This is a genomic window from Streptomyces sp. NPDC047515 (assembly GCF_040643055.1).
Classification (GTDB): Bacteria; Actinomycetota; Actinomycetes; order Streptomycetales; family Streptomycetaceae; genus Streptomyces.
In genome coordinates this window covers 19,754-41,767 of sequence record NZ_JBEYTM010000061.1, presented here as the reverse complement: position 1 = coordinate 41,767, position 22,014 = coordinate 19,754, and the positions used below count along the sequence as shown (strand labels likewise).

The 22,014-nt window shown below is 69.1% G+C and carries 19 protein-coding genes; 16 read left to right on the top strand and 3 right to left on the bottom strand.

The features are described from left to right. Positions 1-567 precede the first annotated feature (567 nt). Genes ABZ826_RS32930 through ABZ826_RS32865 form a run of 14 tightly spaced genes read left to right on the top strand, consistent with a single transcriptional unit; the run spans position 568 to position 13,882 of the window. Complete coding sequence (locus ABZ826_RS32930) at positions 568-1,563, top strand: ATP-binding cassette domain-containing protein (protein ID WP_361456655.1); 996 nt, start codon at positions 568-570, stop codon at positions 1,561-1,563. Then, on the top strand, positions 1,560-2,417 hold the full coding sequence (locus ABZ826_RS32925) for an ABC transporter permease (protein WP_361456652.1): 858 nt from the start codon (positions 1,560-1,562) through the stop codon (positions 2,415-2,417). Before ABZ826_RS32930 ends, ABZ826_RS32925 begins: the two co-directional genes overlap by 4 nt. Positions 2,418-2,420: 3 nt before the next feature. Beyond that, a complete protein-coding gene (locus ABZ826_RS32920; RefSeq protein ID WP_361456649.1) occupies positions 2,421-3,224 on the top strand; it encodes an ABC transporter permease in 804 nt (267 codons plus the stop codon). Continuing rightward, complete coding sequence (locus tag ABZ826_RS32915) at positions 3,224-4,537, top strand: MCE family protein (RefSeq protein ID WP_361456646.1); 1,314 nt, start codon at positions 3,224-3,226, stop codon at positions 4,535-4,537. The genes ABZ826_RS32920 and ABZ826_RS32915 overlap by 1 nt, the downstream gene beginning before the upstream one ends. Further along, positions 4,534-5,565, top strand: coding sequence for an MCE family protein (locus tag ABZ826_RS32910; protein WP_361456643.1), 1,032 nt, complete (start codon positions 4,534-4,536; stop codon positions 5,563-5,565). Before ABZ826_RS32915 ends, ABZ826_RS32910 begins: the two co-directional genes overlap by 4 nt. Next, complete coding sequence (locus ABZ826_RS32905) at positions 5,562-6,581, top strand: MCE family protein (RefSeq protein ID WP_361456640.1); 1,020 nt, start codon at positions 5,562-5,564, stop codon at positions 6,579-6,581. Before ABZ826_RS32910 ends, ABZ826_RS32905 begins: the two co-directional genes overlap by 4 nt. A 1-nt stretch (position 6,582) precedes the next feature. Next, positions 6,583-7,701 (top strand): MCE family protein, encoded by a 1,119-nt coding sequence (locus tag ABZ826_RS32900; protein WP_361456637.1) that lies wholly within the window; start codon positions 6,583-6,585, stop codon positions 7,699-7,701. Continuing rightward, the gene (locus ABZ826_RS32895; protein WP_361456634.1) at positions 7,698-8,840 is read left to right on the top strand and encodes an MCE family protein; all 1,143 of its coding nucleotides are present in this window, start codon (positions 7,698-7,700) and stop codon (positions 8,838-8,840) included. Before ABZ826_RS32900 ends, ABZ826_RS32895 begins: the two co-directional genes overlap by 4 nt. Next, the gene (locus ABZ826_RS32890; protein ID WP_361456631.1) at positions 8,840-10,102 is read left to right on the top strand and encodes an MlaD family protein; all 1,263 of its coding nucleotides are present in this window, start codon (positions 8,840-8,842) and stop codon (positions 10,100-10,102) included. The genes ABZ826_RS32895 and ABZ826_RS32890 overlap by 1 nt, the downstream gene beginning before the upstream one ends. Further along, positions 10,099-10,620, top strand: a complete 522-nt coding sequence (locus ABZ826_RS32885; protein WP_361456628.1) for a hypothetical protein — start codon at positions 10,099-10,101, stop codon at positions 10,618-10,620. Before ABZ826_RS32890 ends, ABZ826_RS32885 begins: the two co-directional genes overlap by 4 nt. Next, the gene (locus ABZ826_RS32880; RefSeq protein WP_361456625.1) at positions 10,617-11,258 is read left to right on the top strand and encodes a hypothetical protein; all 642 of its coding nucleotides are present in this window, start codon (positions 10,617-10,619) and stop codon (positions 11,256-11,258) included. Before ABZ826_RS32885 ends, ABZ826_RS32880 begins: the two co-directional genes overlap by 4 nt. Positions 11,259-11,310: 52 nt before the next feature. Beyond that, on the top strand, positions 11,311-11,841 hold the full coding sequence (locus tag ABZ826_RS32875; RefSeq protein WP_361456622.1) for a hypothetical protein: 531 nt from the start codon (positions 11,311-11,313) through the stop codon (positions 11,839-11,841). A gap of 39 nt (positions 11,842-11,880) precedes the next feature. Next, entirely contained in the window at positions 11,881-12,630 is a 750-nt protein-coding gene (locus tag ABZ826_RS32870) for a hypothetical protein (protein WP_361456619.1), read from the top strand. Between the two features lie 22 nt (positions 12,631-12,652). Then, positions 12,653-13,882: a lytic transglycosylase domain-containing protein gene (locus ABZ826_RS32865; RefSeq protein WP_361456616.1), complete on the top strand. Its 1,230-nt coding sequence runs from the start codon at positions 12,653-12,655 to the stop codon at positions 13,880-13,882. Here ABZ826_RS32865 and ABZ826_RS32860 read toward each other — a convergent pair. After that, positions 13,865-14,932 carry an ATP-dependent DNA ligase gene (locus ABZ826_RS32860; RefSeq protein ID WP_361456613.1) on the bottom strand — a complete coding sequence of 356 codons (1,068 nt, stop codon included), beginning with the start codon at positions 14,930-14,932 and terminating at the stop codon, positions 13,865-13,867. The two genes, ABZ826_RS32865 and ABZ826_RS32860, sit on opposite strands and share 18 nt — an antisense overlap. A 98-nt stretch (positions 14,933-15,030) precedes the next feature. Between ABZ826_RS32860 and ligD the strand changes: the two genes are divergently transcribed. Then, positions 15,031-16,041 carry a non-homologous end-joining DNA ligase gene (gene ligD, locus ABZ826_RS32855; RefSeq protein ID WP_361456673.1) on the top strand — a complete coding sequence of 337 codons (1,011 nt, stop codon included), beginning with the start codon at positions 15,031-15,033 and terminating at the stop codon, positions 16,039-16,041. Continuing rightward, on the top strand, positions 16,038-17,117 hold the full coding sequence (locus tag ABZ826_RS32850; protein WP_361456610.1) for an ABC transporter permease: 1,080 nt from the start codon (positions 16,038-16,040) through the stop codon (positions 17,115-17,117). The genes ligD and ABZ826_RS32850 overlap by 4 nt, the downstream gene beginning before the upstream one ends. Positions 17,118-17,129: 12 nt before the next feature. On the opposite strand, the gene ABZ826_RS32845 is transcribed toward ABZ826_RS32850, so the two are convergent. Further along, positions 17,130-19,361: a family 16 glycoside hydrolase gene (locus tag ABZ826_RS32845; protein WP_361456607.1), complete on the bottom strand. Its 2,232-nt coding sequence runs from the start codon at positions 19,359-19,361 to the stop codon at positions 17,130-17,132. After that, positions 19,358-21,796 (bottom strand): ThuA domain-containing protein, encoded by a 2,439-nt coding sequence (locus ABZ826_RS32840; protein WP_361456670.1) that lies wholly within the window; start codon positions 21,794-21,796, stop codon positions 19,358-19,360. The genes ABZ826_RS32845 and ABZ826_RS32840 overlap by 4 nt, the downstream gene beginning before the upstream one ends. Between the last annotated feature and the right edge of the window lie 218 nt (positions 21,797-22,014).

The following is a 22,014-nucleotide window of genomic DNA, read 5'->3' as shown; positions in this document are numbered from 1 at the left end:
CAAAGGGCCGGGTCCGGCGGCCGTGCCGCTGTGCGGCCGGGCGTGCGCTTCTGCGTGGCCACGCACGTGCGGCAGGTGTTAATCCCCGAGCGGGCGACCTTCCCACGCCCTTCGGAATTCATCACTCCAGGACAGCTTTTTCCTGTCGACCACTCACTCGATTACAAGTGATCGCCGCCCCTTGGGCGTCGTGGAGAAAGTTCGGCGTCCAGTATTGCGAAGTCAGGTTACTCAGTCGTAGCGTCCCGTATGGCCAGCACGGAAACGCGTCAGTATCCGCTTGTCGGGGGCCCGCCGCTCCAGCGCGTCGGGCCGTGGGCCCCACCCTCACCACCCGGGTGCTTGCGCATGTTTCGACAAAGTCGGGCGACTGATTTGTCAACGAGTGACAAGTGATCCACTCCCAGCACATGGTTCGTTGATTTCCGCTGTTCAACGGCTTGTCCTGGCGGTTTCAGCGGACATACCGTGCGCCTCCTGGTGCACGGGTGACGAGCCGCCATTGGATTTCTCAGAGCCGGAGCGCTGACAGATGACTACGTTCACCACAACGTCGAGGGAGGGCCGATGGGGATCGAAGTAGTCGTCGAGGGCCTGACGAAGTCTTTCGGCAAACAGAACATCTGGCAGGACGTCAGTCTCACACTGCCCGCCGGCGAGGTGAGCGTCATGCTCGGTCCTTCCGGCACCGGAAAGACCGTGTTCCTGAAATCCATCATCGGTCTGCTGAAGCCCGAGCAGGGGCGCGTCCTCATCAACGGCGTGGACATGGTGAACAGTCCCGAGCGTGACATCATGGAGACCCGGAAACTCTTCGGGCTCATGTTCCAGGACGGCGCCCTCTTCGGCTCGATGTCGCTCTTCGACAACATCGCCTTCCCGCTGCGCGAGCACACCCGCAAGAAGGAATCGGAAATCCGCCGGATCGTCATGGAGCGGATCGACATCGTCGGTCTGCTCGGTGCCGAGGAAAAACTCCCCGGCGAGATATCCGGCGGTATGCGCAAACGCGCCGGGCTGGCCCGAGCCCTCGTCCTGGACCCGCAGATCATTCTCTGCGACGAACCGGACTCCGGACTGGACCCGGTCCGCACCGCCTATATCTCCCAGCTGCTCATCGACCTCAATGCGCAGATCGACGCGACGATGCTCATCGTCACCCACAATCTCGACATCGCGGCCACCGTCCCGGACAACATGGGCATGCTCTTCTGTCGCAATCTCGTCACCTTCGGGCCGCGCGAGGTGCTGCTCACCAGCGATGTGCCGGTCGTCTCCCAATTCCTCGCAGGACGCCGCGAGGGCCCCATCGGGATGGCCGAGGAGAAGGACGCCGCGACGCTCGCCGCCGAAGAGGTGAACGGCTACGGCGTCGGCATCAGTTCCGCCAACGGCCCGCGCACCGTCGTGCCGCAGCTGGAGCCGTCGCCCGGCATGCCCGTACGGCAGGCCGCCCTGCGCCGTCGGGAAAGGGTCCTGTCGATGATGGGACAGCTGCCCGAGGCCGCTCGCACGGCCATCATGAACAGCTACACCCCGGCCGCGGGCGGTGGACGCCCATGACGGCGCCCATGCCGGTGAGACCTCCCGAGCCGCCCGGGGCCGACACGGGCGCGGCCGGGCCGAAGACACCGGAGCAGCGGTCTCCGGCACGGCTGCTCGCCCCGCTGCGCGAGACCGGGAAGCTGTTCTCCCTCGCCGGGACCGTGAGCAGGGACATCTTCCGCAGGCCCTTCCAGGTACGGGAACTCATCGAACAGTTCTGGTTCGTCGCCAGCGTCACCATCCTGCCCGCCGCCCTCGTCTCCATCCCGTTCGGCGCGGTCATCGCTCTCCAGGTCGGCTCGCTGACCCAGCAGCTCGGTGCCCAGTCGTTCACCGGCGGCGCCAGCGTCCTCGCCGTCATCCAGCAGGCCGGCCCGATCATCGTGGCACTGCTGATCTCCGGTGCGGCGGGTTCGGCCATCTGCGCGGACCTCGGGTCGCGGAAGATCCGCGAGGAACTCGACGCGATGGAGGTCATGGGTGTCTCGCCCGTCCAGCGGCTCGTCGTCCCGCGCGTCCTGGCCACGATGCTGGTGGCCGTCCTGCTCAACGGCCTGGTCTCCGTCGTCGGGACGCTCGGCGGCTACTTCTTCAACGTGATGCTGCAGCACGGCACCCCCGGGGCCTATCTCGCCAGCTTCTCCGCCCTCGCCCAGCTCCCCGACCTGTACATCAGCGAGGTCAAGGCGCTGATCTTCGGCTTCATCGCGGGCATCGTCGCCGCCTACCGCGGGCTCAACCCGCGCGGCGGCCCCAAGGGCGTCGGTGACGCGGTCAACCAGTCCGTCGTCATCACCTTCATGCTGCTGTTCTTCGTGAACATGGTTCTCACGGCGATCTACCTCCAGATCGTCCCCGCGAAGGGGAGCTGACCGATGTCGATGCTCAGCCGGCTCGATCGCTCGGGCGAGCAACTCACCTTCTACGTACGGGCACTGATTTGGATCCCGCGGACGCTGCGCCGCTATCTCCGTGAGGTCCAGCGGCTGCTGGCCGAGGTGGCCTTCGGCAGCGGCGGTCTCGGCGTCATCGGCGGAACCATCGGCGTGATGATCGCGATGACCCTCGCCACCGGCACGGTCGTCGGTCTCCAGGGGTACGCGGCCCTCAACCAGATCGGCACCTCCGCCTTCACGGGCTTCATCTCCGCCTACTTCAACACCCGCGAGATCGCCCCCCTCGTGGCCGGACTCGCGCTCTCCGCGACCGTCGGCGCCGGTTTCACCGCCCAGCTCGGCGCGATGCGGATCAACGAGGAGGTCGACGCACTGGAGGCGATGGGCGTGCGGTCCATGCCCTACCTCGTCACCACTCGGATCATCGCCGGCGTCGTCGCGATCATCCCGCTGTACGCGATCGGGCTGCTCTCCTCGTACCTCGCGTCCCGTTACGTCACCGTCCTGTTCAACGGACAGTCCGCGGGCACCTACGACCACTACTTCAATCTCTTCCTCTCCCCGGACGATGTGCTGCTGTCGGTGCTCAAGGTGCTGATATTCAGCGTGATGGTGATCCTCGCCCATTGCTACTACGGCTTCCACGCCACGGGCGGGCCCGCCGGAGTGGGCGTGGCGGTCGGCCGGTCGGTGCGCAATGCCATCGTGCTGATCAGCCTCACCGACTTCTTCCTCTCCCTCGCCATCTGGGGCGCCACGACGACGGTGAAGGTGGCCGGCTGATGAACACCCACCGCACGCAGACCGTCCGTCGCAGACTCGCCGGAGTCACCTTCCTCCTCGTACCCGCCGTGCTCGCGTGGGTGTCGGTCTCGGTGTACAGGAAGGATTTCACCCATGACGCCACCGTGACCGTACGCACCGGGAGCGTCGGCAACGAGATGCACGACAACGCGGACGTGAAGCTCCGCGGCGTCGTCGTCGGACAGGTCCGCGCCATCTCGGCCGACGGGGACGGGGCTCGGCTCACCCTCGCCATCGAACCCGACAAGCTCGACCGCATCCCGGCCGACGTGACCGCCCAGATGCTGCCCACCACGCTCTTCGGGGAACGGTTCGTGGCACTCGTACCGCCCGAGGCGCCGTCCGCGCAGACACTGCGGGCCGGGGCCGTCATCCCGCAGGACCGCTCCAGCAACGCCATCGAGCTGGAGGAAGTCCTGGACAACGTCCTGCCGCTGCTGACCGCGGTGAAGCCGGAGAAGCTGGCCGCCACCCTGGGCGCGGTCTCCCAGGCACTCGAAGGGCGTGGCGAGAAGCTCGGCGACACACTGCGCACCCTCGATGCCCACCTGGCCGGATTCAACCCCCAACTCCCCACGCTCGACGCCGACATCAAGGAACTCGTCAAGGTGAGCAAGGTGTACGAGGACGCGGCTCCCGACGTCCTCGACGCACTCACCGACTTCACCACCACCAGCGGCACGATCGCCGAACAACAGGCGGAACTGGCCGACCTGTACGGGGCCACCACCGCCTCCGCGCAGGACCTCACCTCCTTCCTGCGGGAGAACAAGGACAACCTGATCCGGCTCTCCGCCACGAGCAGGCCGACACTGGAACTGCTCGCTCGGTACTCCGACGAATTCCCCTGCACCCTGCGGACCATGGCCGGCTTCGTCCCGGCCATGGACAAGGCGCTCGGCAAGGGCACCGGCCGGCCCGGACTCCATGTCACCGTCAAGAGCGTGAAGTCCAGGGGCACGTACGTGCCCGGCCGGGACACCCCGGTCTACGACGCGACCGGCGGGCCGCACTGCTACTCCGTGCCGTACGTGGGCCGGACCGTGCCGACAGCGGACGCCCGTACGACGGGGGCGGTCGAACCGTCCGCCGGCCCGCGCGGTGGTGAACCGGCCGTCACCACACCCTCGGACCGGGACTCCGCCCTCGGCATGCCCAACTCCCCGCAGGAGAGCCGACTGGTCAACGAACTGGTCGCTCCCTCACTGAAAGTCCAACCGCAGACCCTGCCCGACTGGAGCAGCGTGCTCATCGGTCCGGCCTTCCGCGGTGCGGAGGTGAAGCTCAAGTGAAGCGCCGCTCTCTCGCCGGGCCACTCGCGAAATCGATCGTCTTCATTCTGGTGACCGTTCTGGCCACCACCGTCCTGGCGCTGTCCATCGCCAACACGGGGGTCGGTGGCACCACCTCGTACAGGGCCAGGTTCACCGACGTCACCGGGCTGATCGTCGGTGACAGCGTGCGGATCGCCGGGGTCGAGGTCGGGCAGGTCGAGTCCATCGAGGTGGCCGACAAGCGGCTCGCCGAGGTCGGGTTTGCCGTCCGCAAGGGACGCAGGCTCCCCGCCTCGGTGACCGCCTCGATCAAGTACCTCAACATGGTCGGTCAGCGGTACATCGACCTCGACCAGGGCGCGGGACCGGTCGGCCGCAGCTTCGCGGCCGGAGCGACCATTCCGCTCTCCCGCACGACCCCGGCGCTCGATCTCACCCAGCTCTTCAACGGCTTCCAGCCGCTCTTCGAAGGACTCTCCCCGCCGGACGTCAACCAGCTCGCGGGCTCCATCGTCCAGGTGCTCCAGGGCGAGGGCGGCACCGTCGACAGCATCCTCCAGCACGTCGGCTCACTGACCGGAACGGTCGCCGCCAAGGACAAGGTGATCGGCGAGGTGATCAAGAACCTCAACACGGTCCTGAAGACCGTCAACGACCGCGAGGCAGGCTTCGACGAGCTCGTCGTCACCCTCCAGAAACTCGTCACCGGATTCTCCGGCGACCGCAAACCGCTCGGTCGGGCGGTGACCGCGATGGGCGCGCTCACCACGGTCACCGCGGACCTGCTCGACGACGGCCGTAAGCCGCTCAAGGACGACATCAAGCAACTCGGCCGCCTGTCCGAGCAGTTGGGCAAGGGAACGCCGCAGATCGAGAACTTCGTGCGGAAGACCCCGGCCAAGATGGAGGCGATCGGCCGCCTCGCCTCGTACGGCTCGTGGCTCAACCTCTACCTCTGCGAGGCCAAGGTCAGCGGTGTGACGACCTCGGACGGCAGCGCCCCGCCCACCGGCATCGTGGTCACGAAACCGAGGTGCCGGGCATGAGGATCACACCCGTACGGGAACGCAACCCCGTCGTCGTGGCCGTCGTCGGGCTGATCGTCCTCGCCCTCGTCGGCCTGGCCGCCTACCGCGCCGACTCGCTGCCCTTCATCGGCGGCGGCACCACGTACCACGCCGACTTCACCGAGTCCGCCGGACTCAGCGAGGGCGACGAGGTACGGGTCGCCGGAGTGAAGGTCGGCGAGGTCACCGGCGTCTCGCTCGACGGCGCCAAGGTGAAGGTCGGCTTCAAGGTGAAGGACGTGTGGATCGGCAACTCCTCCACCGTGGGCATCGCCATCAAGACGCTGCTGGGCGAGAAGTACCTCGCCGTCGACCCGCTGGGCGACGCCCCGCAGGACCCGCACGAGCGCATCACGGTGAGCCGCACCACCTCTCCGTACGACGTCACCCAGGCGTTCAACGGACTGGGCGAGACGATCGGGGAGATCGACACCCAGCAGCTCGCCAAGAGCTTCGAGACGATCTCCGCCACCTTCAAGAACTCTCCGCCGGACGTGAAGAGCGCCGCCGACGGGCTCTCCGCCCTGTCGAGGACGGTCTCCGAACGGGACGCCCAGCTCGCCACCCTCCTCAAGGGCAGCAAGCAGCTCACCAAGACGCTCGCCGACAAGAAGAGCAGCTTCGAAACCCTGCTGGAGGACGGCAATCTGCTGCTCGGCGAGATCCAGGCGCGCCGCGACTCCATCCATCTGCTGCTCACCGGCACCCGGAACCTGGGAACCCGGCTCACCGGCCTCGTCGAGGACAACGACAAGCAGCTGGGGCCCACGCTGGACTCGCTCGGCCGGGTCACGGCGGTGCTGGTGAAGAACCGCAAGAGCCTCGACAAGGTGCTGTCGCTCGCCGGTTCGTACAACCGCCTCGTCGGCAACACCCTGGGCAACGGACGGTGGTTCGACAACTACGTCTGCGGGGTCGTCCCGAAGAACTACCTGCCCGCCGGCACACCCGCAGGACCCGAATGCAAGCCACCCAAGCAGCAAGGCGGCCGATGAGATGAGAATGACGCGCATCATCGGCATCGGCGCCGGACTCGTCGTGGTGGCCGTCGCGGCCACCACCGGGGTGAGGGCCATGGACGACGAGGGAACGACCACCATCACCGCCTACTTCGACCAGGCCACCGGTGTGTACGCCGGATCGGACCTGCGGATCCTCGGTGTCAAGGTCGGCAGGGTCGAGTCGGTCACGCCGCGCGGCGAAGAGGTCAGGGTCACCCTGCGGGTCGACAAGGGCGTCAGGGTCCCCAAGGAGGCGCACGCCGTGGTCGTCGCCCCCAGCCTCGTCGCCGACCGCTACGTCCAGCTCGCCCCCGCGTACGACGGCGGACCGCTGGTCGCGGACCACGCCGTGCTGCCCGCCGCGAAGAACGCCACGCCGGTGGAGGTCGACCAGTTGTACGACTCCATCACGAAGCTGTCCAAGGCCCTCGGCCCCGAGGGAGCCAACGCCGACGGAGCGCTCTCCGGACTCCTCGACACCGGCGCCAAGAACCTCGACGGCAACGGAAAAGCCATCGGGAACTCCATCGAACAGTTCGGCAAGGCGACCAAGACCCTCGACCGGAGCAGCGGAAACCTCTTCGACACGCTGTCCTACCTGCAGACCTTCACCACCATGCTGAAGGACAACGACGGCAATGTGCGCGCCGCCGAACAGCAGCTCAACTCGGTCACGGGATTCCTCGCCGACGACAAGGAGAATCTCAGCGCCGCCCTGAAGGAGCTGGGCACCGCCCTGGGCCAGGTCAAGACCTTCATCCAGAAGAACCGCGTTGCCCTGAAGGCGAACGTGGACGCCCTGGTGCCGCTCACCCAGACCCTGGTGGACCAGCGCGCCTCACTCGCCGAGTCGATGGACACGCTGCCTCTCGCCGCGGACAACGTGGTCAACGCCTACGACCCGGTGAACCGCACCCTCAACGGCCGCACGAACCTCAATGAGCTCTCCATGGGCGGACCCCTCACCGAGAGCCCGGCCACCGGACTGGCGGGCCTCGCACCGGTGGACGCCGCACGGCAGAAGGCGCTGCCCGCCCTGCCGCTGCCGACCGTCGGCACCGTCTACGGGACCCCGGTGAAGACGACCACGGACAAGAAGGGGGCGAACCGATGAGCCCGGCCCTGCGCAGACCCGGAGCCCGCACGACCGGCGTCGCCGCGATGCTGGCCGTGGGTGTCGGCCTCGCCCTGGTCGTCACCGGCGTCGGCCTGCCGACGTTCACCGGCATCGACCAGCTGCCGCTGCCCGGCGGCGCCGATCTCGGTGACCATCCCTACGAGATCACCGCGGAGTTCGCGGACGTCCTCAGCCTCTCCCCGCAGTCCTCGGTCAAGGTCAACGACGTCGCCGTCGGTCGCGTCACCAGGATCTCGCTGGGCTCGGACAGCTGGAACGCCAAGGTCACCATGCGGGTCAACGGCAAGGTCGAACTGCCCCGGAACGCCTACGCCCACCTCGAACAGTCCAGCCTCCTCGGCGAGAAGTACATCCAGCTCTCGCCGCCCGCCACCGGCACCGCCCGGGGCCGGCTCGCCGACGGAGACCGGATCCCGCTGACCCGGACCAACCGCAATCCCGAGGTCGAGGAGGTCTTCGGCGCCCTGTCGATGCTCCTCAACGGCGGTGGCATCAACCAGCTCAAGACCATCACCACCGAACTCAACAAGGCACTCGCCGGACAGGAACCCCAGGTCCGCTCCATGCTGAACCGGGTCGACACCCTCGTCACGAACCTGGACGGCCACAAGCAGGACATCACCGACGCACTCGACGGCGTCAACCGGCTCGCCGCCACCCTCGCCACCCGCAAACAGGACGTCGGCACGGTCCTCACCGGGCTCAGCCCCGGCCTGAAGGTCCTGGAGAAGCAGCGCGGTTCGCTCCTCACCATGCTGCGCTCGCTCGACACCCTCTCGACCGTCGCCGTCGACACGATCAACAAGAGCAAGGCCGACATGGTCGCCGACCTCAAGGCCATCGCCCCCACTCTCAAGGCGCTCGCCGACTCCGGCAGGGACCTGCCGGACTCCCTCCAGGTGCTGCTCACCTACCCGTTCACGGACGAGGTGCTGCGCGGTGTGAAGGGCGACTACCTCAATGTCTACCTGGATGTGACGGCCATGCCCGGCACCCAGGTCATCCCCGCACTGGACCCGGACGCCACACCGGCCCCCACGAACGCGAAATCCGGCACGGCGCTGCCGCTGCCGCTGCCCTCGGTCGCCCCGTCGGGCAGGAAGGGGGCCAGCTGATGATCACCCTTGCCATCCGGCTGAAGAACATCGCCTTCCTGATCATCGCGGTGCTCGTCCTCGGCTATCTCGGGGTGCGCTACGCCGACCTCGGTCATTACATCGGCATGCGCGGCTACTACACCGTCACGGTGCAACTCCCTCGGACCGGCGGGCTGTACACCCACTCCAACGTCACCTACCGAGGCGTGTCGGTGGGCAGGGTCGGGCCGATCGAGCTCACCGACGACGGGGTGGAGGCCGAACTGCGCATCGAGAACGACGCCCCGCCCATCCCGGACAGCCTCAAGGCCGTCGTCGCCAACCTCTCCGCGGTCGGCGAGCAGTACGTGGATCTGCGGCCCACCCGCACCGGGGGCCCGTACCTCGCGAACGGCTCGGTGGTCGACCAGGCCGACACCACCGTCCCGGCCCCCGTCACCAACGTCCTCACCAGCGTCAACGACCTGGCTGGCTCAGTCGATCCGGAATCCCTGCGCACCGTCGTCGACGAGTTCGGGACCGCGTTCGAGGGGCGCGGCGACGACCTCCAGGTGCTGCTGGACACCGGGAGCGACTTCGTGCAGGCGGCCGACGACGCGCTGCCCGTCAACACCCGGCTGATGGTCGACGGCGAAACCGTGCTGCGCACCCAGGCCGAACAGGGCGAGGCACTCAAGGGCTTCGCCTCCGGTGCCGAGCAACTGGCCGCCGAACTCAAGGGATCCGACACCGACCTGCGCAGGCTGATCGCGGTCGCCCCCGACGCGACCGGCCAGATCAGTGGACTGCTGCGGGACCTCGACCCGAGCTTCGGTGTCGTCGTCGCCAATCTCCTCACCACCTCCGAGGTCGCCGTCACCCGGCAGCGCGGACTGGAGGAACTCCTGGTGAAGCTGCCCGCGGTGGCGGCGGCGGGATCGAGCGCGGTGGACGGGAACGGCGCCCGGTTCGGCATGTCGGTCACCTTCTTCGAACCGCTGCCCTGCACCGCCGGATACGGCTCCACGCCCTACCGCAGCGGCCTGGACACCTCGGCCGGCGCACCGTTCAACACCAAGGCCCGCTGCACCTCGTCGCCCGGCACCGGGATCAATGTCCGAGGCAGCGCCAACGCGCCGAAGGGCGGCGCCGTGCCCGAGCCCGCCAAGCCGGGCTCGATGCTCCTCGGGCACGGCTCGGCGGACCGGCTTCCCGGAGCACTCGGCGTCGCCGGGAGCACCTCGACGGCCGACGACGGCATGGCCGGTCTGCTGGGACTCGGAGAGGGAGGCGGCGCATGACGTCCCGTACGAAGACCCTGAGCGTCTGGGCGGCACTGCTCGTGGCCGCGCTGGTCTGCGCACTGGGCGGCTGGTCCTACGCCGACGCGCGCGATGACGAGGACCTGGCGTACGCGAAGGCGCGCGATGCCGCGCTGACCGACGGGAAGCACCACCTCGCCCGGCTGAACAGCCTGGACGGCAAGAACGCCAAGACCGTCGACGCCAGCCTCGGCGCCTGGCTCGACTGCTCGACCGGGCCGCTGCACGACCAGCTCAGGCGCACCCGGGGAAAGGACGCGGGCGAACTGACGAAGTCCGGTTCCACCGCACGCGGCAAGGTCACCGACGCGGCGCTCACCGCGCTCGACGTGCGGACCGGCACGGCGGAGCTGATCGCCACCGTCGACGTCGAGGTTACTTCGCGCACCGGCAGGGGCGGAACCGAGCGCAAACGCTTCGGGGCCACGCTCGCACGGACCCCGGACGGCTGGAAGGTCAAGGCGCTCACCGCCATACCGGTCGGGGGCGGCGCATGAAGCAGCGGCAGCGCGGAGGGACGGCGGTCGTGAGCACGGACGTGGAGGCGCAGAACACCGAGGACGTCAAGGAGGTCGAGGACGTCGACGGACTCGAAGGGGCCTGCGACGAGGACGGCACGGACACGCCCGGGACGGGCCGCCGTTGGCCGCGCGTCGTGGCCGCGGCACTGGCCGTCGTGCTCCTCGCGGCCGGCGGCACGCTCTTCGCCAAGGGCAGGCAGTTGCGGGACACCCCGGCCACCTCGAACCGCGCGCTGACCGACAGCGGCGCGACCACCCGGGTCGCCGGCGATGTCAGCAACGCGCTCGGCAAGGTCTTCTCGTACAGCCCGCAGGACACCGGAGTCACCAAGGAGTCGGCGAAGCAACTGCTGGCGGGCAGGGCCCTCCAGCAGTACGCGGCCCTGTTCGGCCAGGTCGAGAAGCAGGCCGCCGACCAGAAGCTGACGCTCACCACCCATGTCGTACGCGCCGGAGTCACCCGGCTGACCGGCGACAGCGCCCATCTGCTCGTCTTCCTCGACCAGGTCTACGAACGCGAGGGCAAGCCGGCCACCACGGCGGCGGCACAGCTCTCCGTCACGGCCCGGTTGAAGGACGGACACTGGACCGTCGTCGAGATCACCTCCAGATAGCAGAGCCCACACGCGCGAATCGGCACGGATCGGCCGCAGGGGAGAGACAGCAATGGCACGGGTACGGATGACGAGCAACCCGCTGGTGGCGGTGGCGATCGTGCTGACCGTCGCGGCGGCCGGCGCGGCCGGCTGGGGCGCGGTGGCCCGGTACGAAGCCGCGCACGACGAATCGGCCGCGTACGCGCAGGCCCGCGACGACGCACTGGCCGCGGGCGAGCAGGCCGTGCAGAACATGAACACGCTCGACCACCGGAAGCTGGCGAACGGCCTCGACAGCTGGGAGGACTCCACCGCCGGTGATCTGCACAAGCAACTCGTCGACGGACGGGACGCGTTCGTGAAGCAGATCGAGCAGGCGAAGACCGTCAGCACGGCCCAGGTCCTGTCCGGGGCGGTGACGGAACTCGACGACCGGGCCGGCAAGGCCGGGGTCATGGTGGCGCTCCGGGTCACCGTGACCGCACCTAAGGGCAAGCCCGCGGTGAAGGAGAGCCGGATGCTGGGGCAGCTCACCCGTACCTCCGAGGGGTGGAAGCTCAGCGCCCTCGGCCAGGCGCCCGTCGGGAACACGGCCGGCTGACGCGACCGCCCCCACCCCGCCACCGAGAGGACCCTGGACATGTCGACGACCCGTCACCTCGTCAACCGCCGGCGCCGACTGGCCACCGTCGCCGCGGAGCGCGCCACCGCCACCGCCCCACCGCCCGAGCCCACGTCACCGGACCCCTCACCCGAGGCGCCCGGGAAGACCCCCGCCGCGGAGCGGACGCCCACCCACGACGCGGCCGCGGACGCCACCGGTACACCGGATCCGGCGAAGAAAGAGGCAGAACCGCGCGGCGGGCGGACATCCCGTCCGCGCAACCGGCTGCCCGCCGTCCTGTGCGCACTCACCGTGCTGCTCGGCGCCTTCGCGGCCTGGGCGTTCGGCTCGGCCGGCGGCCTGCGCGACGATCCGGCCCGCCGGAACGCCGCCCTCACCGACATCGGCCGCACCAGTGAGGTGAAGGGGCAGATCTCCGAGGCCGTCGGCGCGGTCTTCTCGTACAACTACGCCGCACCCGGCAAGTCCGAGCGCGCAGTGAAGAGTTACCTGGTCGGCAAGGCGGTCCAGCAGCACGCGGACATGCTCGCCCAGGTACGGGCCGAGGGGCAGAAGCAGAAGCTCGTGCTGACCACGACCGTCACGGACAGCGGGGTGGAACTCCTCGACGGCGACCGGGCCCGGCTGCTGATCTTCGCCGACCAGAGCAACACCCGTACCGGCAAGTCGAACGAGACGACCTACGCGGCGGCCATGTTCGCCGTGGACGCCGTTCGCCGAGGTGACACCTGGCGGATCTCCACCATCGATACGTTCACCCAGTGACCCGGGGGAGAGGGGAGCACGCATGAGGTTCATCGGCACCATGCGCCGCGGACTCGGCGGCACGGCAGCCGCGGTCGCCGCGATGGCCGCGCTCACCGCGTCCCAGGCGCCCGGACACATCCGCCATGAACAGACTGCGAAGGAACGCCAGGAGGCCGACGAGGTCATCTGGACGCATGTGCCCAACGACGACTCGTACCACACCGAACTGCCATCACCGCTGGTCTCACCGGAACCGCCGCAGCGCGGTGTGAAGCAGAGTCCGGCCGCCGCCCGCTCGTGGGCCGAGGCGGGCATCCCCGCCACGGTGCTCGCCGCCTACGGCAAGGCGGAGGGCGTGCTGGGGCGCACCGACCCCGGATGCCATCTGCCGTGGCAGTTGCTCGCGGCGATCGGCAAGGTCGAGTCCGGCCAGGCGGGCGGAGGACGGGTCGACGCCCACGGCACGACGCTCAGTCCGATCCTCGGGCCGGTGCTCGACGGCGCGGGCTTCGCCGACATCCCGGACACCGACGGCGGCGCGTACGACGGCGACACCCGCTACGACCGGGCGGTCGGCCCGATGCAGTTCATCCCGTCCACCTGGGCCCACTGGGGCAGGGACGGGAACGGCGACGGCCGCCGCGATCCGAACAACGTCTACGACGCGGCCCTGGCCGCCGGGTACTACCTCTGCGCCGGTGCGCGGGATCTGTCCGTGAAGGCCGATCTGGACCGGGCGATCCTCAGCTACAACCACTCCGACACCTATCTGCGCACCGTGCTGTCCTGGCTGGAGTTCTACCGCAAGGGCATCCACCCGGTGGCCGACGGCAAGGGCGCCGTGCCGAAGAGCCCCGGCGCGGGCGGACCGAACAAGCCGACGCACCCGGTGGGCGGTCCCGGCGCCCCCGGCGGCGGCATCATCATCGGCCCGCAGCCCGGTGGTTCGCCCGGCCCCTCGCCGTCGGCGTCGCCGAAGCCCTCCGGCTCACCCACCGGTTCCCCGCCCCCGAGCGGCTCCCCGCACCCCACCGATCCGGGCAGCGGTTCCCCGGATCCGACCGACAGCGGATCGGCCACCCCGGACCCCGGAACGAGTCCCGACCCCAGCACCTCGGCGCCCGAACCGGGCACGAGCCCCGGCTGCCCGACAAGCTCCGTGTCACCCGATCCGAGCGACTCGACCGGAGCCACCGAGTCCCCGTCGCCCGACCCGAGCGCGAGCGAGGACCCGTGTGCCACGCCGTCGGGTTCAGCCTCCGCCGGCTGACAGCACCTCGGCCAGGTCGTACCGCACCACCTCCTCCAACTGCGCGTAGGTGCAGCTGCCAGGGGTGCGGTCCGGCCGCCACCGGCGGAACTGGGCGGTGTGCCGGAAACGGTCGCCCTCCATGTGGTCGTACGCCACCTCGCAGACCCGCTCCGGGCGCAGCGCCACCCACGACTGGTCCTTCTTCCCGGACCAGCGGCTCGGCGCCCCGGGCAGCCGGGCGCGCTCGTGCGCCTCGGTGTCCGCCCAGGCGGCCCACGGATGCCCGGCGAAGTCGACGCGCAACGGTTCCAGCTCCGCGGCCAGTTCCGCGCGGCGCTTCATCGAGAACGCCGCACAGACCCCGACGTGCTGCAGGACTCCCTCGGAGTCGTACAGGCCGAGCAGCAGCGAGCCCACGACCGGACCGCTCTTGTGGAAGCGGTAGCCCGCCACCACGCAGTCGGCGGTCCGCTCGTGCTTGATCTTGTACATCACCCGGGTGTCGGGGCGGTACGGCAGATCGAGCGGTTTGGCGACCACACCGTCGAGTCCCGCGCCCTCGTAGCGTTCGAACCACTCCCGGGCGAGCGCCGGGTCCGTGGTCGCAGGTGCGAGATGGACCGGGGCCGACGCACCGGACAGCGCCGCCTCCAGCACGGCACGGCGGTCGGACTGCCGGGTGGAGAGCAGCGAATCGTCGCCCACCGCCAGGATGTCGAAGGCGACCAGACTGGCCGGGGTCTGCTCCGCGAGCAGCCGGACCCGGGAATCGGCCGGGTGGATGCGCTCGCTGAGCCGGTCGAAGTCCAGCCGTCCGTCGTACGCGACCACGATCTCGCCGTCGATCACACAGCGCGGCGGCAGATTCTCCCGGACGGCCGTGACCAGCTCGGGGAAGTAGCGGGTGAGCGGCTTTCCGGTGCGACTGCCGATCACCACCTCCTCGCCGTCCCGGTGCACGATCGCACGGAAGCCGTCCCACTTGGCCTCGTACTGCATACCGGGCGGGATCTCCGAGACGGACTTGGCGAGCATCGGCTTCACAGGCGGCATCACCGGCAGATCCATGGCTCCGATTCTTGTCCATGAGTGCCCATAAGTCTCCCGATATGCGGCATATGTGAACTCGACTTACCGTGACCGTCATGGGTGCAGCGGGAAGAGCGGTGGAGCTGGAGGCCGACGGACGGGCCGTACGGTTGTCCAGTCCGGACAAGGTCTATTTCCCCGAAAAGGGCTACACCAAGAGGGACGTGGCCGAGTACTTCCTGGCCGTGGGCCCTGGCGTCACCCGCGCACTGCGCGACCGGCCGACCACCCTTCAGCGCTTCGTGGACGGCGTCGACGGCGAGTTCTTCTACCAGAAGCGGGCTCCGAAGAACCTCCCGGACTGGATCCCGACCGCCCGGATCACGTTCCCCAGCGGTCGTCCCGCCGACGAGATCTGCCCCACCGAACTCGCCGCCGTCATCTGGGCCGCCAACCTCGGCACGCTCACCTTCCACCCCTGGCCGGTCCGGAGCGCCGACACCGACCACCCGGACGAACTGCGCATCGACCTCGACCCGCAGCCCGGAACGGAGTACGCGGACGCGGTGCGGGCCGCCCATGAGCTGCGGTCCGTCCTCGACGACCACGGTCTGCGCGGCTGGCCCAAGACCTCCGGCGGCCGGGGCATCCACGTCTTCGTCCCCATCGAGCCGCGGTGGACCTTCACCGAGGTCCGCCGCGCCGCCATCGCCGCCGGGCGCGCACTGGAACGCCGGATGCCGGACCGGGTCACCACCGCGTGGTGGAAGGAGGAGCGCGGCGAGCGGATCTTCGTCGACTTCAATCAGACCGCCCGTGACCGCACAATCGCCTCCGCCTACTCCGTACGCCCCTTCCCGCGCGCCCCGGTCTCCGCCCCGCTGCGCTGGGCGGAGATCGACGACGCCGAACCGCGCGACTTCGACATCCGGACCATGCCGAAGCGGTACGCGGAGTCTGGCGACGTCCACGCGGACATGGAGGAGCACGCCTTCCGGCTCGACGGGCTGCTGGAGCTGGCCGACCGGGACGAACGCGAGCGCGGACTCGGCGACCTGCCCTACCCGCCGGAGTACCCGAAGATGCCGGGCGAACCGAAGCGGGTTCAGCCGAGCCGGGCCCGGCGCGACGAGGACGGCGCTGCATGAGCGCACCCGACCTGGAGCCCTCCGCCCCGCACGGAGCACACGGTCGGCCCCTGGCCCGCGGTGACCGGTGGGCGGCGTTCAAGGCGTCCCCGTATCTGCCCGCCGTCGTGCTCCTGTTCATCATCGCGGCCGCGGCCGGTCTCTTCGCGGGCTCCTACACGTATGCGATGGCCAACCCGACTCCGCGCAACATCCCGGTCGCCGCGGTCGGCCGGCTCGACACCCCGCGCGACACGGTCTTCCTCGACCGGCTGGAGGGCGCGCTCAACACCTCGCTGGTGCTGCGCGAGTACGCGAACGGTGCCGAAGCCCGCACCGCACTGGAGGAGCAGAGGGTCTTCGCCGTCCTGCGGTCGAAGGACGGCGGGGTCGGCCTGGACGTGGCGAGCGCGTCCGGGGCCTCGGTCGCCCAGCTGCTCACCGAGTCCACGCTGAAGGTGGGGCAGGCGACCCATGTGCCGGTGAAGGTCACGGACGTCAAGCCCCTGCAGCGGGGCGACCCGCGCGGCCTCGCGCTCTTCTACATCTCGCTCGCGGCGGTGATCGTCGGCTTCGTCGGGGCGATCCAGCTGAGCGTGCACGCCAAGGCGCTGCAGCCCCTGGAGCGGATCGGGTTCACCCTCGCCTACTCCCTGCTCGGCGGGTTCGCCATCGCCGCCGTGGTGGACTGGCTGCTCGGCTCCGTCGACCTGCCGTTCGTCCAGTCGTGGTTGATCCTCGCCTTCACCATGCTCACCACGGGCATGGTCTTCACCATGTTCAACACCCTGATCGGGCGCTGGGCGATGCTCCCCACGTGGGGACTCATGGTGATGCTGGGCAACCCGTCGTCCGGCGGCGCGGTGTCCTGGCCGCTGCTGCCGTCGGTGCTCGGCTTCATCGGCCGCTGGCTCCCCCCGGGGGCCTCGGTCAATGCCCAGCACGCCGCTGTCTACTACCAGGGCCATCAGCGGGTCTTCCCGTACCTGGTACTCGCCGGATGGCTGCTGGTCTCCTGCACGGTGTTCTGGGTGTGGCGCCACCGGCACCCGGGAGGCCGTGACCACATGCCCCAGCACGCGGTCACGGCCATTTGACACCCGTTCGGGCTACAGCTCCTTGATCCGGATGTCGCGGTACGAGACCACGTCCGTGGTGCTGTGGACCTGGAGCCCGATGTAACCGGAGGCGTACCGCCGGCCGTCGGTTCCCGGGTCGTCACCCCGCGGCGGCTCGAAGACCTGACCGCCGTTGTTGTCGAACTCGTTCAGCAGGACACCGTTGCGGTAGACCGAGTAGTGCTGGTCGACCACCCGGATCTCGTAGTCGTTCCAGGTGCCCTTGGGGGTGACCCCGGCGCCGGCCAGACCGATCCGGTCGAAGCCGTAGATCGAGCCGGTCTTGTACATGTCGCCGTCCGGACGGTCGAGGATCTGCACCTCGTGGCCGTACTTGATGGCGACCCACTCCGGACGCGACTCCTCCGGGTTGTTGTGGACGTTCGGGAAGCGGACGAACACACCGCTGTTGGCGTTGCCGGCGCCGGGGGCGTCGTCCCGCCACTGGAGTTTCAGCGAGAAGTCGCCGTACTGCCGTCCCGGGAACCAGAGCATGCCCATGCCGTCCACCGTGGTGGAGCTGGTGATGGTGCCGTCGGCGTTGAGCCCGAACCTGCCGCCGCCGACCTGCTGCCACTTGGCGAAGGACGCCGCCGTGCCGTCGAAGAGCTTCTTGTAGCCCTCGTCCTGGCCAAGCTTGCCGATCCCGGACTGCTTGGCCGCCCGGTAGATCTTCTTGTGCTCGCGGGCATCGATCACACCGGCCATGAGCAGCTTGTCCAGGACGGTGTCGACGTGCTTGAGGAACAGCGCGTGCGACGACCAGTCCTTCTCGTCCTCGATCAGTTCGTTGATCGTGCAGCGATTGCCGGTGATCCGGTTGGGAACCCCGGTGTCCACCGTGCCGACGATGACGGTGAGCCGCTCGTCGAACTCCGGGCAGTTCGGCGCCGGTACGCCGCCGCTCTCCGCGACGGTGAACGACACCTGCTTCGCCAGGGAGGTGTTGCCGGCCTTGTCCGTCGCGCGGTGGGCGACGGTGTGATAGCCGACGCGGTCGACGATGACGGTGCCGGTGTACGCGAGGTACGGGCCGCCGTCGAGCGAGTACTCGATCCTGTCCACGCCCGATTCGGCGTCGGTCGCGGTGATGGTCACCTTGGCGCTGGTGATGTAGGCGTTGTCGGAGTTCTTGTCCCCCTGGACCGAGGCCGAGGTCTCCGGCGGCGTCCTGTCCTGCGTCGGCGGGGCGACGACGGTGAAGTCGACGGACTTCTCCGCGGCCGTGTTGCCCGCCCTGTCGGTGGCCCGGTAGCGGACTTGGTGCGTGCCGGTCTCGTGCACCATCACGGGGGCGGTGTACGGCTTCCAGGCACCGTCCGCCCCGATCGCGTACTCGATGGTGTTGACGCCGGACCCGGTGTCGGAGGCGGTCACGGTGACCGTCGCCATCCCGAGGTACCGCCCCTGGTCGTCCTTCTCCCCGGAGACGGTCGCCGAGGTCTCCGGCGGCGTCCTGTCGTCCGTCGGCGGTGCGGCGACCGCGAAGTCGACGGACTTCTCGGCGGCGGTGTTGCCCGCCTTGTCGGTGGCGCGGTACCGGATGGTGTGCGTTCCGACCTCGCTCACCACGATCGGTGTGGTGTACGGCTGCCAGGCGCCGCCCGCCCCGACCGCGTACTCGACGGTGTCCACCCCCGAGCTGTCGTCGGTCGCCGAGACGGTGACCGTCGCCTGACCGACGTAGGCGCCGTCGGCGTTCTTGTCGCCGTCGACCTTCGCCGAGGTCTCGGGCGCGGTGGTGTCCGTACCGCCGCCGTCCGTCACGGTGAGGATGCCCTGCATCGCCTCGTGCCCCGGCATGGTGCAGTGGAAGAAGTACCGGCCGGGGGAGAGCGTGACCTCGGCGGTGTGCTTGCCGCCCTGGTCGTCGGCGGGGTTGGCGAGGATGTTCAGCGAGACGTCGTTGTTGAACTCTGGGTCCGAGACGCTGAACGTGAGGGTGTGCGGCATCCCCGTGGTGTTCCCGGTCGCCGCGCTGTTCTCGAAGACGATGGTCGCCTTGCCGGCCACCGCGGTCTTCGGAGCGGACAGATAGTGGTCGATGGAGTCGCCCGCCGTCCAGGTGAGGACCTGGTCGGCCGCCGCGGTGCCGGGAGCCGCCGTGCGGCCGTACGCCGCCGTCGAGGTCAGCCCCAGCACCATCAGCAACGAGCCCAGCAGGGCGAGCCACAACCGGACGGGCCGGTAGCGCCGTCGCGAGAGGATCGAACGGTGTCTCATCCCACTGCCGCCTTCCATGCCAGGTCCGCGGCGGCCGGGGTCGGACCGCCGCCCTTGTACGTCACACGCCACAGCGCGGACTTGGAGTCGGAGGTGAAGAAGCCGCGCCCGTAGTCCAGGACGTACAGGGAACCGTCCGGGGCGAACTTCCAGTCCATCAGGTTGCGGATGCCGTCCGCCCCGACCGGGATGATCTTCTTCAGGGACTCGGCGTGCGTGGGCAGACCGCCCTTGCCGGCCGTCCTCGGGTCGGTGAGCACGGCGTGCCGCGGCTGGGTGTCGTCGTAGAAGTCACCGACGAACCACTTGCCGTCCCAGTAGGAGGGCCACTTGTCGGCGCTGGTGCTCGCCGCGTCGTACCGGTAGACCGGACCGTTCATCGTGGCCTGACCGCCGCCCTTGAGCCAGGGCAGCAGCTGCTTCTGCTCCTCCGCCTTGTAGCTCGGGATGCCGTTCGCGTCGCGCGGGTAGTCCACGCCACCGCCCTGCGGCGAGTACCAGATGGTGTTGGAGGTGATCGGCGGCAGATTCACCAGGCCGTCGTTGTTCGGCGACTCGTTCTTGGGGTGGTCGCAGTCGTACCAGCCGAGCGGCTTGCCCGGATCCGGCAGATTGCGGTCCCGGTAGGGCTGCTTGTTGCCCATGCAGTACGGCCAGCCGTGATTGCCCGCCTTGGTGATCGCGGCGAACGTGTCGTACTTGGCCGGGCCCCAGGTGGTGGACGGTGCGCCCGCGTCGGGGCCGACCCAGCCCGCGTACAGCGTGTCGGTCGCCTTGTCGATGGAGATCCGGGCGGGGTTGCGCACGCCCATCACATAGATCTCGCCACGCGTCCTGCCGCCGCCCTCGTCGGGCTCCTTGCCGGTGAAGAGGTTGCCCTCGGGCAGTGTGTAGCTGCCGTCGTCCTCGGGGTGGATCCGCAGGATCTTGCCGTTGAGGTTGTTGGTGTTGCCCGCGGTGCGCCGGGCATCGGCGAACGAGACGCCCTTGTAGTTGGGTGCCGGGTTGTTGCCGGAGTAACCGTCGCTGAAGCCCGAGGAGTTGTTGTCACCGGTGGCGATGTACAGGTTGCCCTTGGAGTCCCAGGCCATCCCGCCGCCGGCGTGGCAGCAGCTGTGGACCTGGACCGGCCAGTGCAACAGCACCTTCTCGGAGGACAGATCGAGCTTGTTGGTCGCCAGGTCCAGGGTGAAGCGGGAGACCTGACGCACCGCCATCTGCTTGTCGCGGTCGATCTTCGAGTGCGGTGTGTAGTGCAGATACACCCAGCCGTTCTTCTCGAAGTCCGGGTCCAGCTCGATCCCGAGCAATCCCTCCTCGACCTTGACCAGCTCGTCGCCGCCGCCCTTGTTGCCGAAGATCGTCAGCGCGCCGGCGAGGGTCACCTTCCCGGTCTTCGGGTCGTAGACATGGATCTGTCCCAGCCCCTTGCCGATGTCCGGGTCGTTCCAGTCGGTGACGACCGGCTTGCTGCTGTCGGCGCCACCGCGGCCGATGTACAGCACCCGTCCGTCCGGGGCGACGACCAGGCCGTGCGGCTCGCCGATCTGGTCGTTCTGGCCCGGCTGATTGGGCTGGGTGACGCGCTGCGCCTTGTAGTTGGAGGTGATCGTCGCCTTGCAGTCGGCCTGCGAGATCCGCGTCGTCCAGGCCAGCGCGCCACGCAGATGGTCGCGGAAGTCGGTCTCCGCGAAGCTGTCGACCGTACCGCCCATCGCCGTGTAGAAGGACCGGCCGCCGTCGTAGTCCCGGCACCAGGAGACCGGATGGTCCCAGCCGTTGGCGCTCGCGCCGGGCTTGTACGTGATCTCCCGCACGCGAGCCACGGTGTGCACATCGCCGGACGGGTTCTTCGTCCAGTTCAGCCACTTGTCCGGGCGTTTCCACTCCAGCGGCAGGTTCTTGGTCGCCGGATGCTGCCGGTCACCGATCTCAACCGTCGCTCGCTGTATGCCGGTTGGGCTGTCGGCTGCCGGACGGGCTCCGATCAGACCGGTGAACCAGTCCGAGTACGGCTCCGTGCGCGCCGCGTCGTGGATGCCGAGGAAGCCGCCGCCCGCCTCCATGTACGCCTCCAGGCCGGCCTCCTGCTCCGGGTCGAGCACATCGCCGCCACCCGTGAGGAAGACCACGGCGTTGTACTTGCCGAGCTGCTTGCCGTTGGTGAAGACGGCCGGGTCGTCGGTGGCGACGGTGCGGAACCGGCCCGCTTCGGGTCCGGTGAGCCCGATCTTCTCGATCGCCGCGATTCCGGCGTCGACGGTCGGGGACTCCTCGGTGGCGGAGGCATGGAACACCAGCACCTTGACGTTGGCGCCGCCCGGCGGCGACGGGAGGGACAACGTTGTCGCCATACTTCGCGGCGGCTCCGGATAGGGCCTGGCGTTGGCGGTGTTGGCGCCGAGCAAGGAGGCGGTCAGTGCGCCGGCCGCCAGGGCCGCCGCAAGTCCGCGTCGCGATCTGGACCTGTGATGTGGTGTGCGCTGCATGTGGTCACCCACCCCTCTTTGGTCACTGCAACAGCGGATGAAGCTAGACCTCTTTTCGTGACTCGCCAATAGCTATGGCAGCAATGGCACAAACTTTGTCCTGGGTGTGGATAAACGAAGATCCTCCGGCTACGGTGTGGGCCGTCCGGGGGGCGCCCGCGCCC

Bases quoted from the DNA above. Each gene is read 5' to 3' on its own strand.
- ABZ826_RS32930 (WP_361456655.1), top strand. From the start codon at position 568: ATGGGGATCGAAGTAGTCGTCGAGGGCCTGACGAAGTCTTTCGGCAAA.
- ABZ826_RS32925 (WP_361456652.1), top strand. From the start codon at position 1,560: ATGACGGCGCCCATGCCGGTGAGACCTCCCGAGCCGCCCGGGGCCGAC.
- ABZ826_RS32920 (WP_361456649.1), top strand. From the start codon at position 2,421: ATGTCGATGCTCAGCCGGCTCGATCGCTCGGGCGAGCAACTCACCTTC.
- ABZ826_RS32915 (WP_361456646.1), top strand. From the start codon at position 3,224: ATGAACACCCACCGCACGCAGACCGTCCGTCGCAGACTCGCCGGAGTC.
- ABZ826_RS32905 (WP_361456640.1), top strand. From the start codon at position 5,562: ATGAGGATCACACCCGTACGGGAACGCAACCCCGTCGTCGTGGCCGTC.
- ABZ826_RS32900 (WP_361456637.1), top strand. From the start codon at position 6,583: ATGAGAATGACGCGCATCATCGGCATCGGCGCCGGACTCGTCGTGGTG.
- ABZ826_RS32895 (WP_361456634.1), top strand. From the start codon at position 7,698: ATGAGCCCGGCCCTGCGCAGACCCGGAGCCCGCACGACCGGCGTCGCC.
- ABZ826_RS32890 (WP_361456631.1), top strand. From the start codon at position 8,840: ATGATCACCCTTGCCATCCGGCTGAAGAACATCGCCTTCCTGATCATC.
- ABZ826_RS32885 (WP_361456628.1), top strand. From the start codon at position 10,099: ATGACGTCCCGTACGAAGACCCTGAGCGTCTGGGCGGCACTGCTCGTG.
- ABZ826_RS32880 (WP_361456625.1), top strand. From the start codon at position 10,617: ATGAAGCAGCGGCAGCGCGGAGGGACGGCGGTCGTGAGCACGGACGTG.
- ABZ826_RS32875 (WP_361456622.1), top strand. From the start codon at position 11,311: ATGGCACGGGTACGGATGACGAGCAACCCGCTGGTGGCGGTGGCGATC.
- ABZ826_RS32870 (WP_361456619.1), top strand. From the start codon at position 11,881: ATGTCGACGACCCGTCACCTCGTCAACCGCCGGCGCCGACTGGCCACC.
- ABZ826_RS32865 (WP_361456616.1), top strand. From the start codon at position 12,653: ATGAGGTTCATCGGCACCATGCGCCGCGGACTCGGCGGCACGGCAGCC.
- ABZ826_RS32860 (WP_361456613.1), bottom strand. From the start codon at position 14,932: ATGGATCTGCCGGTGATGCCGCCTGTGAAGCCGATGCTCGCCAAGTCC.
- ABZ826_RS32850 (WP_361456610.1), top strand. From the start codon at position 16,038: ATGAGCGCACCCGACCTGGAGCCCTCCGCCCCGCACGGAGCACACGGT.
- ABZ826_RS32845 (WP_361456607.1), bottom strand. From the start codon at position 19,361: ATGAGACACCGTTCGATCCTCTCGCGACGGCGCTACCGGCCCGTCCGG.